The following is a 16,681-nucleotide window of genomic DNA, read 5'->3' as shown; positions in this document are numbered from 1 at the left end:
TGAGGGGAGGGGGGCTACGGCAGCAGCTTCTCCAGCGCGGCCGGGCCCTCCGCGGCCAGCTTGCGCCTGGCCCATTCCAGGGTGCGCGGGGTGAGGTCCTTGCCCGAGGCGAGGACGAGGTCCTCCGGCGACACGTCGGTGCCGGTGCGGGCGTGGAGCAGGCGGTCCGGGGTGGTGCGGTCCTCGGGCGGCCGGGACGCTTCGGGCTGTGAAGTCGACATGTTCTCTGCTCCTAGGGTCCGGATCGCTGGTGCGGCCTCGGTGCTGAAAAACGGGCCCGAGACCACCATTCAACGCGAGAGCCCACCGTGCATCCGGAGAGCCCCGCTCCCGATCCCCGAAACCCCCACGGACGGTCGGCCGCAAGACCCGCTGGGAGCCCGCCGCAGTCCGGAGAAGGCTTGCCGGAAGCCGCTGGGAGGGGGCGGGACGCCGACTCCGGTCCCGTGGAGCTGAACAACACCGCCTGCCGCCGTCAGGGCCGGCCCCGCAGACGGGGCGCGAGCACGAGCATCGTGACGTCGTCCCGCACATCCGGGCAGTACCGGACGAGATCGGTCCACACCCGCTCCGCAAGCGCTGCCGGATCCTCGTCGGCGAGGCCCGGCAGCCGCTCGGCGAGGGGATAGAAGACCCCGCCGGCGTCCCTGGCCTCGGTGACACCGTCGGACGCGAGGAACAGCCGGTCACCGGCCCGCAGCCGCACCGAGACGACCTTCGGCCCGGCGGCCTCGGCGAGGCCCAGCCCCAGCGGCGTGCACGGCTCGACGTCCAGCTCCACGACCCGCCCGTCCCGCAGCAGCAACGGCCCGGACTGCCCGCACGCCACGATCCGCACCACACGCGCGTCGGCGGAGAAGTCCAGCAGCACCGCCGTCGCGAACAGCTCGGCATGCGGTTCGCCCGCGGAGTCCACCGCCAGCCTCCTGTCGAGCCGGGCCGCCACCGCCTCCGGGTCCGGCTGGTCCAGCACCGCCTCCCGGAACGCCCCCAGCAGGGAAGCGACCGTCGCCACCGCGGACAGCCCGTGCCCCTGCACATCTCCCATGACCGCCCGTACGCCGAAGGGGCCCGCGCGTACGTCGAAGAAGTCGCCCCCGACCAGCGTCCCGCTCTGCGCGGCCCGGTACAGTCCCGCGCACCGCACCGGCCCGACCCGCTCCGGCAGCGGCGGCACCACGGCCCGCTGCGCGGCCTCGGCGACGGCCCGCTCGGTCACCAGCTGTGCGTCACGCCTGCTGCGCACGTACGACAGCAGCACGCTCAGCACCGCGACGAAGCACACGGTCAGCAGATCGGTGCTGCCCGGGTCGTCCAGACGGAAGACCGGCACCGTCAGCACGACCACCGCCAGCGCACCGAGTGCCGCCGTCACGACCGGCCCGTGCGCCAGCACGGCCAGCGGCGGGATCGCACCCAGCAGGAAGCCGATGTCGAGCGGCTCCGGACTGATCAGCTCGGCCGTGCAGACGCCCGCCAGCAGTACGGACGGCAGCACCCGCGCCCAGACCGGCGGGGGTGCGCCGCGCAGCCAGCCCCGCCGGTCCAGGTTCCTGTCCCGGTCCGGGTCCCGATCCCGGCCACGGCCCCTGTCCCGGCGCGGCAGCCGGGCACGCGCACGACTCACACCACCACGCTGCTACGCCCCACCCGGCGCCGCACTCCGGGCCCGCGCCAGAACGGCGTGAGCAACCGACGACAACGCCGCAGATGCGCGTGCCAGACCCCGCGTCTGCGGCGTGATCCAAACGACAGGTCCTGGCCCCGATGCCGTTGACGAGAGCGGTCCCAGCCCGCTGAGCTTCGGAGCGCGGACAGCTCAACCCACGGACGGCTGAGCCGATGCCGTGGCGTCGTTCCGCAGTTCCTGGGCCAGCTGTTGCGGGCCGGCGTCCCGCGCCCCCTTGAGCAGGACCAAGTCGCCGGGCTCCACAAGCTCTTTCGCGCCTGTTGCCGACTGGGTACCAGGACGCTGTCCGCACCGTGGGAGCGCGCTGACTCTTCCAGCCACCGTGCTCCTTCCTCCAGCCACGGGGCCTCCGGCCCTCCGACGACGATCAGTGCGGAGATCCCGAGTTCGGCAACCATTCGGCCGATTTCAGCGTGCGCCTCTTTGGAGGCGTCGCCAAGTTTGTGCATCCCGCCGAGGACCGCGATGGTGTCCCGGCCGTTCGCCATCGCAGCCAGAGCCGTCGGCGACGCCCGCACCGCTTCGGGTGCCGCGTTGAAGGCACGACAGAGTTTTGACGCCTGTCTGGCCGGCACGATCCGCCGGCACGTCCTGGCCGCACTGCGTCCCTCACGGCGCCTGCGGGTCAGCCCCCGCATCGTCAAACGCGCCATCTCCAAGGCCCAGCCGCACACTTCACGGTCTTGCCGCTAGCGGGCGCCGCCGTTCAGCAGGTCGTCGGCCGCCGTGAGGATCTCCGTGACCCGCAGGCCGAACGCCGCGTCGCACGTGTGCGGGCGGCCGGTCCGGGCGGCGGTGAGCAGGGCGTCCGCGGCCCGCACCAACGCGGGGACCGCTCCGTCGGAGCTCTGCGGCAGGACCGCGACCCCTGCCTCCCCGTGGAGTTCCACGGCGGCACCGGACGCGGCGGGCGGTGCCGTCAGGCTCAGGGTGAGCGTGCTCGACGCGCCGCCGCTGTGGTCGAGGACGACATGGGCCGTGTCCCCGGGGCCGTACGCCGCCGCCGTCACGCGTCGCACGTCGCCGAGAACCGGCAGCAGGACGGACAGGGCGTGCGGCCCGACGTCCCACACGGCGCCCTTCTCCCGCCGCCACGGCGTGGCGAAGGGGCTCTCGCCGCTGAACACCGCCCCGAGCCACTGCGCCCGCCCCGTGAACCACCCCGGCACCGCCGCCTGTTCGGTGATCCACGCCGCCGGCTCGGGCTGGAAGCGGGTCGTGAAGAACACGACGGAGGCGACCCCGCGTCCTCCACGGCCTCGACCACCGCCCGGCCCTGCTCCACCGTCGCCGCCAGCGGCTTGTCGAGCAGCAGATGACACCCGGCCCGCGCCGCCCGCGCGGCGAGGTCGGCCTGCACCTCGGGAGGCAGTGCCACGGCGACCGCGTCCACGTCGGCGAACAGCGCGTCCACATCGTCGTAGGCCCGGACACCGTGCCGCTCCGCCAGTTCCTTCGCCGCTTCGGGGCGGCGTCCCCACACGCCCGCGAAGTCGAGCTCCTCGTGCCCGCTGAGGGCGGGAGCGTGGGCCATCTGCGCCCATGGGCCGGTGCCGAGCAGTCCTATGCGCATGCCGTCGCCTCTCCACGGTGCCGTGACAGCCGACGGCCGTTCCTCGGCCGCCCGCTCGCCGAAGAGCGTGTCATAAGGAACCGGCCGCGGGGAGGCCAGGCCTCCGGCGCATCTCACTCGCCGGGAAGTGACTGTTCAGCCCAGATGGTCTTGCCGTTGGTCATCTGACGGGACCCCCAGCCCTGGGTGAGCTGAGCGACGAGCAGCAACCCGCGTCCCCCTTCGTCGAAGGTATGGGCCCGGCGCAGGTGGGGCGCGGTGCTGCTGCCGTCGGACACTTCGCAGATGAGGGTGCGGTCGTAGATCAGTCTGAGCTCGATGGGAGGCCGGCCGTACCGGATGGCGTTGGTGACCAGTTCGCTGACGACCAACTCGGTGACGAACACGGCATCGTCCAAGCCCCACTCGGACAGTTGCCGGCAGGCGGTCTTGCGCACGTCCGCGACTGCTGCGGGGTCCGGCGGCACCGGCCAGGTCGCCACGTGCGAGGCGTCGAGGGCCCGGGTGCGGGCCACGAGGAGCGCCACATCGTCGGAGGGGCGATCCGCGATCAGGGTGCCCAACAGGGCGTCGCACACGGCCTCCAGATCCTGAGCCGGTCGCTCCAGCACCTCGCGCATGGCGGCGATCCCCTCGTCGATGTCCCGGCCGCGGACCTCGACGAGCCCGTCCGTGTAGAGGACGAGGAGGCTGCCCTCGGCCAGCTCCAGCTCGGTCGACTCGAAGGGGAGGCCGCCCAGGCCGAGGGGAGGGCCTGCCGGGACCTCGAGGAACTCGACCGTGCCGTCGGGCGCCACGAGGGCCGGCCCGGGGTGGCCCGCGCGGGCGATCGTGCAGCGGCGCGAGACGGGATCGTAGACGGCGTAGAGACAGGTGGCGCCCACGTCGCCGTCGAGCGGGGCCATGGTGTCGCCGCCGACCGCGTGGTTGACCAGGTCGTCGAGGTGGGTCAGCAACTCGTCGGGGGGAAGGTCGACATCGGCCAGCGTGCGTACGGCGGTGCGCAGCCGCCCCATGGTCGCCGAGGCCTGGATGCCGTGGCCCACGACGTCACCGACGACCAGGGCGACCCGGGCACCGGAGAGCGGAATGACGTCGAACCAGTCGCCGCCGACACCGGCCCGGGTGCTGGCGGGCCGATAACGGGAGGCGACCTCGAGAGCCGCCTGCTCGGGGAGACGCTGCGGCAGCAGGCTGCTCTGCAACGTGAGGGAGGTGTCGCGTTCGCGGGTGTACCGCCGGGCGTTGTCGATGCACACGGCGGCGCGAGCGGTGATCTCCTGGCCCAGCAGCAGGTCGTCCTGCTGGAAGCGCTGGGGCCGGCGATGGCGGGAGAACGTGGCCACGCCCAACGTGAGGCCACGCGCACGCATGGGCACCGCCAGCACCGAGTGGAACCCGAACCGCCGCATGCGTTCGGCCCGGTCCGGGGCCGTCCGGTCCAGATCCTCCAGGGCGTCGGGCGTGATGTGCTCGATGAGCGGCCGCCCGGCGGCCAGGCACTCCGCCGCGGTGGAGCCCTCGGGGTAGGGCGCCACGGTCCCGAACGGCACCACGGCTTCGGGGCAGCCCTCCAGCACCGACTGACAGGCGACCCGGCGGAGCATCACCGGACCGTGCGGAGAACCCTGCGGCGGATCCTCGCCCCCCTCGATCGCCGGCAGGAGATCGACCGTGACGAAGTCCGCGAACCGCGGGACGGCCACATCGGCGAGTTCTTGGGCGGTACGGGGCAGGTCCAGGGTGCTGCCGATCCGCAGGCTGGCGTCGTTGACCAGGACCAGTCGCTGCCGTGCGAGGTGCTGCTCCGTCACGTCGTGTGCCGACAGCAGGACACCTTCGGGCCGGCCGTCGGAGTCCCGTACGGGGACGAGGGACACCGACCACACGCTCTCCCGCTCATGGCCGGCGAGGTGCAGCGCGGCTCCGAGCTCCTGGAGACACCCGGTCTCCAGTGCGGTTCGCATGCCCTGCTCGGCCCGTTCGCTCTCCGGGTCGAGGACGATCTCCGTCACCCGCAGGCCGCGCATCTCCTGCTCGGACAGGCCCATCACGCGTTCCATGTCCGCGTTCGCCCACAGCAACCGCAGTCCGGTGTCGTACAGGGCCATGGCGTAGGGAGCCTGGGCGAAACTGCGCCGCACGAACGCGTCGTCCTCGGGCGTCGGTGCCGGTCGGGCCACCGGTGACACCAGCAGCCAGTCGTCTCCGTCGATCGTCCGGTGATGGGCCAGCAGCCCGACGGTGAGGCGCTGGCCGTCCCGGTGCAGCAGCGTGGCCGTCCCGCTCCACCTGCGCAGGCCGGCCAGCGAGTCCACCACGTGGGCCGGGACGGCGTCCGCGACAAGCGCGGCCGCCTTCCGGCCGACCACCTCGGAAGCCCGGTACCCGAGCAGCCGCCGCGCCCCTTCGTTCCACGCGGTCACGATCCCGAGGTCATCGACGACGACCCGGGCCGTCGCCGCACCGTCGAAACGTTCCTGCGACCCGGCGCTCGGGCCGTCGTCCGAGGCGGACGCGGATCCGGTCATGACGTCATCTGCCCTCAATCCCGCCCTGGCGGCCTTCTGCCCAGGAGGCCCCTGCGCCGGAGGTGCGTCGCACCCTCACTATTACGACACTAGACAACAAGAGTGACAGACAGGCGTGTATCGGTCCTCATGTCAGGACGGCGGCACCGATCCCGGACGGAGGGCGGCACCCATGAAGGGCAACGGCACGAAGTGGCCGGACCCGGCCGAATGGACCGGGAAGATCTACAGCGAGGGCTGGCGCGCATCCGAGGGCGGCACGCGCCAGGTGATCGAACCGGCCACGGGACAGGTGCTGGCCGAGGTCGGCGTCGCCTCCTCCGCGGACGTCGTCCGGGCCGGCGCACGGGCCGCCCGAGCCGCCGGGGACTGGGCCGCGGCAGCTCCTTCCGACCGTATCGACGTCCTGCTGCGCGCCTCTTCCGCGCTGCGTGAGCACAGCGCCGCATTCCGCGACTGGATCGTCCGGGAGTCGGCCGGCGTCCCCGCCAAGGGTGACTACGAGATCACCGCCGCCCTCGCCCAGCTGACGCACGCCGTGGGACTCGCGTCCCTGCCCAGGGGCGAGGTCCTGGCCCCGCAGACCCCGGGCGGAACGAGTCTGGCGTGGCGGGTGCCGCTCGGCGTCATCGGCGTCATCAACCCATGGAACGCGCCGCTCCTGTTCGCGGTGCGCGCGCTGGCGCCCGCACTGGCGCTGGGCAACACCGTGCTGCTCAAGCCCGACCCCCTCACCCCGGTGTCCGGGGGCGTCCTCGTCGCGCGGCTCTTCGAGGACGCCGGACTGCCCGACGGGGTGCTGCACGTCCTGCCGGGCGGCGCGCAGACCGGGCAGGCGGTCGCGGCGGATCCTCATGTCGCCATGGTCGCCTTCACCGGCTCCGCCGAGGTCGGACGCGTCGTGGCCCGTGTGGCGGGCGAGGGGCTGAAGCGGGTCGCCCTGGAGCTCGGCGGCAAGAACTCGCTCGTCGTGCTCGAGGACGCCGATGTGGACGCGGCCGCCCTGGCCGGAGCCGTGAGCACCTTCGGATACCAGGGGCAGGCGTGCGTCGCCGCAGGCCGCCACCTGGTCCATGCCGACCTGGTCGAGGCGTACACCGAGGCGCTGGTCCGGCACGCGCGGGCCCTGCGCGTCGGTGACCCCCGCGTGGAGGGCGTCAGCCTCGGCCCGATCATCAGCGAGCGGCAGGCCACCAGGATCGAGCGCATCGTCGACGAGAGCGTGGCCGGCGGGGCGCGCGTGCTCACGGGCGGCCGCCGCGACGGACTCTTCTACCCGCCCACCGTCCTGGACCGCGTCGACCGGGCCATGCCCGCGTTCACCGAGGAGATCTTCGGTCCCGTCGCCCCCGTCCTTCCCTTTCACAGCGAGGAAGAAGCCGTCGAGATCGCCAACGACACCGCCTACGGCCTGACGGCCGCCGTGCACTCCGGATCCGTACCGAGGGCGACCGCCGTCGCCGAGCGACTGGGCACCGGCATGGTCCACATCAACGACGTCTCCGCGAAGGACGCCGCGAACGCCCCCTTCGGAGGCATGGGCATCTCCGGCAACGGCTCCCGCATCGGCGGCACAGCCAGTCTGGAGGAGTTCACCCAGTGGCGCTGGATGACGGCACCCGGACCGGTGTGACCTCGCACGAACGGCGGCCCGGAACAAGAAAGGCAAGGCCCGAAAGAAGAAAGGCAAGGAGTCCTCTCCTTGCCACTCTCAAGCTATAACACACAGGGGGTCTTGCGGCAAGGCCCCATGTCTCCCGCAAACTGTCCCGCCTAGGCCCACGACCTGCGGAAACGGGAGCATGACGTGACCCCCCTGACCACGAGCGCGTTCGACCTTCCCGACCGCCTCTCGCACAAAGCCGACCCGGCGCTGATCGCCGGGGACGAGCGGCACTTCGCCGCCGTCGCCGACTGCCTGGAGCAGTCGATCGCCGAACTGACCGAGCGTCTCGAAGCCGAGCGCAAGGCTCCCGGCGGCAAGGGACGGCAGGCCATGGACCGGGACGCCGAGATCTACCGGCTGACCGCCCGCCTGCGCGCACTGCGCCGCTTCGGACTCGACCTGTGTCTCGGGCACATGGTCGCCACCGACGACTCCGAGCCCGTGTACGTGGGACGGCTCGGCCTGACGGACCGTGAGGGGCGCCGCCTGCTGGTCGACTGGCGGTCCCCGGCGGCCGAGCCGTTCTTCGGGGCGACCCACGCCAACCCGATGGGGCTCGCCAGCCGTCGCCGGTACCGCTGGACCGGCGGCCGGGTCGGCGACTACTGGGACGAGGTGTTCACCGCCGACGCCTTCGACGGGCACGCCGCGCTCGACGACCAGTCCGCCTTCATCGCCAGCCTGGGCACCAACCGCTCGCCCCGGATGCGGGACGTGCTCGGCACCATCCAGGCCGACCAGGACGCCATCATCCGCGCCGGTTCGCGCGGCGCCCTCGTCGTCGACGGCGGGCCGGGCACCGGCAAGACCGTCGTCGCCCTGCACCGATCCGCCTACCTCCTCTATTCCGACCCGCGCCTCGGGCAGCACCGCCGGGGCGGCGTGCTGTTCGTCGGCCCGCACCGGCCCTATCTGTCCTACGTCTCCGACGTCCTGCCCAGCCTCGGCGAGGAGGGCGTGCAGACCTGCATCCTGCGGGACCTCGTCGACGAGGGAGCGACGGCGGCGGAGGAGACCGACCCGGACGTGGCCCGGCTGAAGTCGTCCGCGGACATGGTGCGCGCGATCGAGAAGGCCGTCCGCTTCTACGAGGAACCGCCCACCGAGGCCATGACGGTCACGACCCACTGGTCCGACATCCACCTGAGCGCCGCCGACTGGGCGGTGGCGTTCGAGGCGGCGGAACCCGGCACACCGCACAACGAGGCCCGCGACCAGGTCTGGGAGGAACTGCTCACGATCCTGGTGGACAAGCACGAGGGCGAGGTCTCCGAGGCCCTGCTGCGCACGTCGCTGGCACAGGACCGGGAACTGCTCACTGCCTTCAACCGGGCCTGGCCGATCCTGGAGGCCACCGACCTCGTCGGCGACCTCTGGTCGGTACCGGCCTACCTTCGGATGTGCGCTCCCTGGCTCAGCCGCGACGAGGTGCGCACGCTGCAACGCGCGCAGCCCCAGGCCTGGACGGTGTCCGACCTGCCGCTGCTGGACGCGGCCCGGCAGCGGCTCGGCGACCCGGAGGCGTCCCGCCGCGCGCGCCGGAGGGAGGCCGCCGTCGCCGCCCAGCGCGAGCGCATGACCGACGTCATCGACGACCTGCTGGAGGCCCACAGCTACGACGACGGCGAAGGAGTGCTGGTCATGCTGCACGGGCAGGACATGCGTAACTCCCTGGTGGACGAGAGTGCCCTGTCCACCGCCGACCCGGACCGGCTCGCCGGACCGTTCGTGCACATCGTCGTCGACGAGGCGCAGGAACTGACCGACGCGGACTGGCAGATGCTGCTGCAGCGCTGCCCGTCCCGCAGCTTCACCATCGTCGGGGACCGCGCCCAGGCCCGGCACGGCTTCACGGAGTCGTGGCGGGAACGGCTGGAGCGGGTCGGGTTCGACCGGGTCGACCTGGCCTCGCTGAGCATCAACTACCGGACACCGGCGGAGATCATGGCGGAGGCCGAGCCGGTCATCCGGGCCGCGCTGCCGGACGCCAACGTACCGACGTCCATCCGCAGCGGCGGCGTTCCCGTCGTGCACGGATCCACCGCGCAGCTGCACTCGGTACTCGACACCTGGCTGGCCGAACACGCCGAAGGGATCGCCTGTGTCATCGGCGATCCCACGTTCCGCCCGGCGTCCTCCCGCGTGCGTTCGCTGACCCCGGAGCTGTCGAAGGGGCTGGAGTTCGACCTGGTCGTCCTCGTCGACCCGCAGGACTTCGGCACGGGCATCGAGGGAGCCGTCGACCACTATGTCGCGATGACCAGGGCGACCCAGCAGCTCGTCGTCCTCACGAGCTCCTGAGACGGGCTCCGGCCGGGACCCTCCCGCAGTGGGGGCCCCGGCCGGAGGTTCAAGGACGCCTCTCAGGCGGCGAGTTCCTTGCGGATGCGGTCCAGCATGAACGCCGACGACTCCCGGGCCCGCTCCTCCCAGGCGAAGACACAGGACGTGGCGACACCGTCGAAGCCCAGCTCGCGCAGCGTGCCGAAGAAGGCGTCCCAGTCGACCTCACCCTGGCCGATGTCCAGGTGCTGGTGGATACGGGCCGCGGTGCCCGGCGGGTTGAGGATGTAGCGCAGGCCGGAGGAGCCCTTGTGGTTGAAGGAGTCCGCGATGTGCACGTGCTGGAGCTTGTCACCGGCGTAGCGCATCATCGCCGCGATGTCGGCGCCGGCCTCCGAGGCCCCGGAGAGGTGGAAGGAGTGCGGGGCACAGTAGAGGTAGTTCACCCACGGCTTGTTGATCGCGCGGACGAGATCGACGGCGGGGGTGTTCTCCTCGCAGAAGTCGTCCGGGTGCGCCTCCAGGTTCAGAGCGATGCCTTCGCGCTCGAACACCGGCAGCAGCTCCTCCAGCGAGCGCCAGAAGGCGGCCTCGCTCTCGGCGGCACGCTCGGGCCGGCCGTTGAACTCCGAGTTCATCAGCGGGCACTCGAGCTCGACGGTGATCTCGATCATCCGCTTCCAGTAGCGGACGGCGGCCTGCCGCTCGGTCTCGTCCGGCGACGACCACTTGTACAGCGGCAGCACCGAGGACAGCCGCACACCGTGCCGGCGCAGCGACTGCTTCAGCTCCGCCACCCGCGCGTCGTCCGCACGCGGGTGGAGGAAGAACGGCATGAAATCCGCGCGCGGCGACAACTCGATGTACTCGTAGCCGAGTTCGGCCACCGTACGCACCATGTCGTCGATCGGCAGGGTGCGGAACATGTAGGGGTCGAGGGCGATCTTCACGCGGTCCCTCCGTAGAACGCGGGGCGGGGCTTCATGTCGACGGTGACTCTCTCGCCGCCGGTCTCCAGGGACCGGACGGCGGCGTCGGTGATGACGGTGGCGGCGTAACCGTCCCAGGAGGACGGGCCGGTGGGCTCGGTGCCGGCGGCGACGCCCGCGACCCACTCGCGGAACTCGGTGTCGAAGGCCTCCGCGAACCGGTCCTTCCAGTCCTGGGGGACACCCGTGCCGTGCCGGGCGGCGGTGCGGATCCCGACGGCCGCCGGGTCGGGCAGCCGCACCAGTCCGTCCTCGCCGACGACCTCGCACTGGATGTCGTAGCCGTACTGGCAGTTGACGAAGACCTCCAGGTCGATCCGGACGCCCTCGGACGTCTGGAAGATCATGATCTGCGGGTCCTTGAGGTGCGCGAAGCGCTTGCTCGTGGTGCGCGGGGTGACCACCTGCGCGGAGACGATCTCGTCGTCGAGCAGCCAGCGCAGCACGTCGATCTCGTGCACGGCGGTGTCCTGGGCGGCCATGGCGGAGTGGTACGACTCCGGCACGGTCGGGTTGCGGTGGGCGCAGTGCACGATCAGCGGGGCCCCGAGCGAGCCGGTCGACAGGACCTCCTTCATCTGGCGGTAGCCGGCGTCGAAGCGGCGCATGAAGCCCACCTGCACCAGGCGGCGGCCGTGCGCCCGCTCGGCCTCCACGATCCGCAGACAGTCCTCGGCGGTCGTGGCCAGGGGCTTCTCACAGAACACCGGCTTGCCGGCCGCGATCGCGCCCAGGACGTGCTCGGCGTGGGTGGGCCCCCAGGAGGTGACGAGCACGGCGTCCACGTCGGGGGAGGCGATCAGCTCCGCGCCTGTGGGCAGCGCCGTGGCACCCACCCGGGCCGCCACCTCGGCGGCGCGGTCGGCGTCGATGTCGGTCACGGCCGTGACGGCGGCCCCGGTGACGACCTCGGTGAGCCGCCGGATGTGGTCCTGGCCGATCATTCCGGCGCCGATGACGCCTACACGTACGGTCATGGTCGTTCCTTCGAAGGGAGGGTCAGGAGAAGCGGGTGCGCAGTTCGGCTTCGAGGGTTTCGAGGGTGCGGCCCTTGGTCTCGGGGACGTAGCGCTTGACGAAGGCGAGCGACAGCAGGCCCGCCACCACGAACAGGAAGAAAGTGTTGGAGATCCCGATCCCGGAGACCAGGGACGGGAAGACCAGCCCGATCACGAAGTTGGTCAGCCACAGCACCACGGCCGCGACGCCCATGCCGAAGCCGCGCATCCGCATCGGGAAGATCTCCGACAGCATCAGCCAGGTCACCGGCGAGATCGCGCCCTGCTGGAAGGCGAGGAACGTGACCGTCATGGCCAGCACCGCGAACGCCCGCGCGTCACCCGAGGGCAGGACCAGGGAGAAGACGCCGATCAGCAACAGCGCGGCGGTCGTGCCGGCCTGACCGGTCATCAGCATCGGGCGGCGCGGTACCCGGCCCAGCAGCCAGATGCCGACGAAGGTGGCCAGCACCGAGATCACACCGTTGGCGATGTTCGCCGTCAGGGCGCTGTCGGCGGCGAAACCGGCGTCGGTGAGGATCTGCGTGCCGTAGTACATGATCGTGTTGACGCCGGTGATCTGCTGCACGATCGCGATGCCGAACCCGACGAACATCAGCTTGCGCACCCACGGCGTGCTCTTCATGTCCTGCCAGCCGCCGAGCTTGGCCTGCTCGTCCTTGACGGCGAGCCCGGACACCTCCTTCAGCTCGGCCTCGGCCCGGGCCTGGGACCGCACCTGCCTGAGGACATCGAGAGCCTCCCCGAAGCGGCTCTGGGAGGCCAGCCAGCGCGGGCTCTCCGGCATCACCAGCATGCCGAACCAGAGCACCACCGCCGGCACCGTCGCGATGACCAGCATCCAGCGCCACACGCCACCGGACTCGCCGCCGACCTGGGCGATGATCGCGTTGGACGTGAAGGCCAGCAGCTGACCGCTGACGATCATCATCTCGTTGCGGGTGACGAGGGCACCGCGCCGCTCGGCGGGCGACACCTCCGCGAGATACACCGGCACGGTCACCGACGCGCCGCCGACCGCGAGACCGAGCACGAACCGCGCCACGATCATCACCTCGGTCGTGGGGGCGAGCGTGCAGCCGAGCGCGCCGACGAAGAACAGCACGGCCAGCAGCAGGATGTTGCGCCGCCTGCCGCGCGCGTCCGACAACCGCCCGCCGGTCACCGCGCCCAGCGCGGCACCCAGCAGCAGCGAGCTGGTGACCATGCCCTCGGTGACCGGGGTCAGGCCGAGGTCCTCGGTCATGTAGGGCAGGGCGCCGTTGATGACGCCGGTGTCGTAGCCGAAGAGCAGACCACCGAACGTGGCGATGATCGTGATCAGCCTCAGCCGCCGCCTGACCGCCGGGGGAGCGTGGTCCGCGACGGCGGTGGCGGGGGGCGGGACGGGGGCCGGTGTCGTGTCGTCCGTGACGTCCATGGCCGCTCCTTACCTGTCGATGTTCGGGCGCCGGGTACCCGACAGTCCGCAGCCGGCCAGGTGTTCACGGGTGCTGACCGCGATCGGCAGCGGCACCTCGGGAGCACACGGGTACAGGTCCTGCTCGACGATCACGAACAACTCCGCGTCGACCTCGGCGAGTTCGCCCACCACATCGGCCGGCTTCGGCACCCCGGCCGGCGGTGACACGCACACCCCGCGCTTCACGGCTTCGCCGAAGGACAGGTCCTCGGCCGCGACCTGCGCCAGGATCTCCGGGTCCATCTGCTTGATGTGCACGTAGCCGATCCGCTCACCGAAACGGCGGATCAGGTCGAGGTTGTCCCCGCCGCCGTAGGCGACATGCCCCGTGTCCAGGCAGAGGTTCGTGTAACGGCTGTCGGACTCGTTGAGCAGCCGCTCGATCTCGGCTTGGGTCTGGATGTGGCTGTCGGCGTGCGGATGGACGACCAGCCGTACGTCGTACTCCTCCAGCAGCAGCCTGCCCAGCCGGTCGGCGGCCCGGCCGAACCCGGCCCACTGCTCGGCGGTCAGCTCGGGCGACTCGGTGAACGCACCCGTCTTCTCGTCCCGGTACATCGGCGGGATGAAGACCAGGTGGTGCGCCCGCGCGGCGGCGGTCAGCTCGGCGACCTGCCGGACGTGGGCGAGCATCTCGTCCCACGCCTCGGGCCGGTGCAGCGCGCCGAACGCGGTGCCGCCGGAGACCTTCAGCCCGCGGGCGTCCAGCTCGGACTTCAGCCGCCGCGGGTCGGTGGGGAGGTAGCCGTACGGGCCGAGCTCCAGCCACTCGTACCCGGCCTGGACGAGCTCGTCGAGGAAGCGGGTGTACGACACCTGGTGCTCGTCGTCGGGGAACCAGACGCCCCAGGAGTCGGGGGCGGAGCCGAGGCACAGGTTGCCGACGGTCGTACGCAGCGGGGCTGGCACCGTTGCCATGGTGAGAGTCCTTCGGGGAGAGGAAGGGGGCAGACGTGAAACTGATGCGCTCTACTAGCGCGCTCTAGTTCGAGTACGATGACCCCTGTCCAAATGTCATGTCAATAGGGTGTTGCCGGGAGATTGCCGAGTCCTGGTACGGGCCTCGCGCGGGACACCCGTAAGGTGGTCGGCGTCGGAGGGTGGGTTCACACGTGGATGCATCGGGCAGGCAGCGGCCCACGATGGCGGACGTCGCCGAGAAGGCGGGCGTGTCCCGCGCGCTCGTCTCGATCATCTTCCGCAACCAGGCGGGAGCCAGCCGGGAGACCCGGGAACGCGTCCTGCGCGTCGCCGACGAGATCGGTTACCGGCCCGACAGCGCGGCCCGGCTGCTGGCCCGGGGCCGCAGCCGCACGCTCGGCGTGATGTTCACCGTGCACCAGACCTTCCACACGGACCTCATCACCGGCATCTACCCCGAGGCCGAGCGGCTCGGTTACGACGTCCTGCTCTCCGGTGCCACCCACGGCCGCAGCGAGGCCAAGGCGGTCGAGGCGCTGCTCAGTCACCGCTGCGAGGCGGTGATCCTGCTCGGCCCGGACGCCGACCCCGCCTACGTCGCCGAGCTCGGGCAGCGCACGGTCACCGTCTCGATCAGCCGCCGGGTGCCCCAGGCCCACGTCGACTTCGTGCACTCCGCCGAGGGCAAGGGCGTCCGGCAGGCCATGGACCACCTGGTGGAGCTGGGGCACCGCCGGATCGTGCACATCGACGGCGGACGCGGCCCCGGGTCGGCGGAGCGGCGGCGTGCCTACCGCGCCGCGATGCGGCGCCACGGACTGGAGGACCGGGCGCGGGTGATCCCCGGCGAGCACACCGAGGAGTCCGGCATCGAGACCGGCCGGCTGCTGCTGGCCGAACGCGACAGCGGGCGGCCGCTGCCGACGGCGGTCCTCGCCGGCAACGACCGCTGTGCGATGGGGCTGCTGATGGCCCTCACCCGGGCGGGCGTGGAGGTTCCGCGCGACCTGTCCGTCGTCGGCTACGACGACAGTCACCTCTCCCACCTGATGCCGATCGGTCTGACCACCGTCCGCCAGGACGCGGTCCTGATGGCCGAGCACGCGGTCCGCTTCGCCGTCGAACGGCTGGAGAACGGGGAACTGCCGCCGAGGGAGGCGGTGCTGGACCCCAAGCTGGTGGTGCGGGGAACGAGCGGACCTGCCCCGGCGGAGGGTTCCTAGGGGGTGTCCGCCTAGCGCGTGCCCTTCTTGGCGAACTCGGCGACGCTGTCGACGTTGTCCTTCGTGACGAAGGCCGGCCCGGTGAGCACGGGAGCGGTGCTGCCGCCGCTGAAGTTGCCGTTCGTCTTGTAGAGCCACAGTCCGTCGACGGCGAGGTAGCCCTGGAGGTAGGGCTGCTGGTCGACGGCGAACTGTATGTCCCCGCCCTGGATGGCGGCGACGAGGTCCTTGTTGAGGTCGAAGGTGGCGACCTCGGCCTTGCTGCCGGCGTCCTTGACCGACTGCACGGCGGTCATGGCGATCGGGGCGCCCAGCGTGACCACCTGGTCGATGCTGGCGTCCTTCTGGAGCTTGGCCGTCAGGGTCGACTTCACGGAGGGCATGTCGGTGCCGTTGACGTACAGGTTCTCCGTCGTGCCCTTGAAGCCCTTCTTCAGGCCGGCGCAGCGCGCCTCCAGCGCGACCTGGCCCTGCTCCTGGATCACGCAGACGGCGTGCTTGGCGCCCTGCTGGTTGAGGCGCTCGCCGAAGGCCTGGCCGGCGATGTTCTCGTCCTGGCCGAAGTACTCGAGCATGCCGAGTTCCCGCCAGTTGTCCAGGCCGGAGTTGAAGCCGACGACGGGGATGCCGGCCGCCTTGGCCTTGGCCACGACCGCCTTCATGGCGTCGGGCTTGGCGGCGGTGAGCGCGATGCCGTCGACCTTCTGGTCGATGGCGTTCTGCACCAGGTTGGCCTGGTTCCCGGCGACCGGGTCACTGGAGTAGACGAGCTTGATGTTGTCCTTCGCTGCAGCCGCCTGGGCGCCCTTGCGGATCAGGTCCCAGAAGGTGTCGCCGGGTGCCGCGTGGGTGACCATGGCGACGGTCATCCGCGGGGTGGTGGCCTTGCCCGCGGCGGCGTCGGTGCCGCCGGACTCGGACTTCTTCCCGCCGGCGCCGCTGGAGCAGCCGGCGGCGAGCAGGGCGCCCACGAGGACGGCGGTGGTCAGGGCGGCGGATCTGTGGTGTCTGCGCATGTCGGGTGCACCTCGGTGTGCTGGGGAGAGCGGGCCGTGCCCGGTCCGGGGAGGCAACTGGAGCGCGTCACTAGCGCGCTCTAGTGGCAGGTACTATGCGGGCGCCCCCGGGTGATGTCAACAGCTTTGTCAGGACGTACCAACAAACGTGACGTTCCGACGAACCGGAGATTCCGGCCGACCGGACGCTCCGGCACAACAGGGCCGCCCGCCCACACCCGCCGTGCCCCGGGGGTGCGGGCGGCCCCCCCCCGCCGGCGGGCCCAGACCCTCCCGTCGGTCCCGCACAACACACCCCAACCCAGAAC

At 71.5% G+C, this 16,681-nt stretch carries 12 protein-coding genes and 1 pseudogene; 3 read left to right on the top strand and 10 right to left on the bottom strand.

All coding sequences use genetic code 11. From position 1 onward, the window contains the following. Window positions 1–14: 14 nt before the first annotated feature. The 5 genes and pseudogenes from ACIBL4_RS17235 to ACIBL4_RS17215 form a co-directional block, all read right to left on the bottom strand. The gene (locus tag ACIBL4_RS17235) at window positions 15–221 is read right to left on the bottom strand and encodes a hypothetical protein (protein ID WP_356924899.1); all 207 of its coding nucleotides are present in this window, start codon (window positions 219–221) and stop codon (window positions 15–17) included. A 254-nt stretch (window positions 222–475) separates the two neighbouring features. Further along, a complete protein-coding gene (locus ACIBL4_RS17230; RefSeq protein ID WP_399411556.1) occupies window positions 476–1,606 on the bottom strand; it encodes a PP2C family protein-serine/threonine phosphatase in 1,131 nt (376 codons plus the stop codon). A gap of 17 nt (window positions 1,607–1,623) precedes the next feature. Then, a complete protein-coding gene (locus ACIBL4_RS17225) occupies window positions 1,624–2,328 on the bottom strand; it encodes a glutamate ligase domain-containing protein (RefSeq protein WP_399411554.1) in 705 nt (234 codons plus the stop codon). 51 nt (window positions 2,329–2,379) lie between these two features. Next, window positions 2,380–3,263: pseudogene (locus tag ACIBL4_RS17220) on the bottom strand (Gfo/Idh/MocA family protein). A 113-nt stretch (window positions 3,264–3,376) separates the two neighbouring features. Beyond that, window positions 3,377–5,794 carry a SpoIIE family protein phosphatase gene (locus tag ACIBL4_RS17215; protein WP_399410781.1) on the bottom strand — a complete coding sequence of 806 codons (2,418 nt, stop codon included), beginning with the start codon at window positions 5,792–5,794 and terminating at the stop codon, window positions 3,377–3,379. 172 nt (window positions 5,795–5,966) lie between these two features. Between ACIBL4_RS17215 and ACIBL4_RS17210 the strand changes: the two genes are divergently transcribed. Together ACIBL4_RS17210 and helR are read left to right on the top strand one after the other, a co-directional pair. Next, window positions 5,967–7,427, top strand: coding sequence for an aldehyde dehydrogenase family protein (locus ACIBL4_RS17210; RefSeq protein ID WP_399410779.1), 1,461 nt, complete (start codon window positions 5,967–5,969; stop codon window positions 7,425–7,427). 174 nt (window positions 7,428–7,601) lie between these two features. Next, window positions 7,602–9,761, top strand: a complete 2,160-nt coding sequence (gene helR, locus ACIBL4_RS17205) for an RNA polymerase recycling motor ATPase HelR (RefSeq protein ID WP_399410777.1) — start codon at window positions 7,602–7,604, stop codon at window positions 9,759–9,761. Between the two features lie 62 nt (window positions 9,762–9,823). Here helR and ACIBL4_RS17200 read toward each other — a convergent pair whose 3' ends face one another. From ACIBL4_RS17200 to ACIBL4_RS17185, 4 genes are read right to left on the bottom strand one after another with little or no spacing between them, the layout of a single operon-like run. Then, window positions 9,824–10,693, bottom strand: a complete 870-nt coding sequence (locus ACIBL4_RS17200; RefSeq protein WP_399410775.1) for a sugar phosphate isomerase/epimerase family protein — start codon at window positions 10,691–10,693, stop codon at window positions 9,824–9,826. Next, on the bottom strand, window positions 10,690–11,709 hold the full coding sequence (locus ACIBL4_RS17195) for a Gfo/Idh/MocA family protein (RefSeq protein WP_399410773.1): 1,020 nt from the start codon (window positions 11,707–11,709) through the stop codon (window positions 10,690–10,692). The genes ACIBL4_RS17200 and ACIBL4_RS17195 overlap by 4 nt, the downstream gene beginning before the upstream one ends. 22 nt (window positions 11,710–11,731) lie before the next feature. Next, complete coding sequence (locus tag ACIBL4_RS17190) at window positions 11,732–13,171, bottom strand: sugar porter family MFS transporter (protein WP_399410771.1); 1,440 nt, start codon at window positions 13,169–13,171, stop codon at window positions 11,732–11,734. A gap of 9 nt (window positions 13,172–13,180) precedes the next feature. Continuing rightward, window positions 13,181–14,131, bottom strand: a complete 951-nt coding sequence (locus tag ACIBL4_RS17185) for a TIM barrel protein (RefSeq protein ID WP_399410769.1) — start codon at window positions 14,129–14,131, stop codon at window positions 13,181–13,183. A gap of 224 nt (window positions 14,132–14,355) precedes the next feature. Between ACIBL4_RS17185 and ACIBL4_RS17180 the strand changes: the two genes are divergently transcribed. After that, complete coding sequence (locus ACIBL4_RS17180; protein WP_399411552.1) at window positions 14,356–15,357, top strand: LacI family DNA-binding transcriptional regulator; 1,002 nt, start codon at window positions 14,356–14,358, stop codon at window positions 15,355–15,357. Window positions 15,358–15,368: 11 nt separating this feature from the next. On the opposite strand, the gene ACIBL4_RS17175 is transcribed toward ACIBL4_RS17180, so the two are convergent. Next, window positions 15,369–16,373: a substrate-binding domain-containing protein gene (locus tag ACIBL4_RS17175; RefSeq protein WP_399410767.1), complete on the bottom strand. Its 1,005-nt coding sequence runs from the start codon at window positions 16,371–16,373 to the stop codon at window positions 15,369–15,371. Window positions 16,374–16,681 lie beyond the last annotated feature (308 nt).

The organism is Streptomyces sp. NPDC050416 (assembly GCF_044458845.1).
Lineage (GTDB): Bacteria > Actinomycetota > Actinomycetes > Streptomycetales > Streptomycetaceae > Streptomyces.
This window is presented reverse-complemented; position numbering and strand designations above follow the sequence as displayed.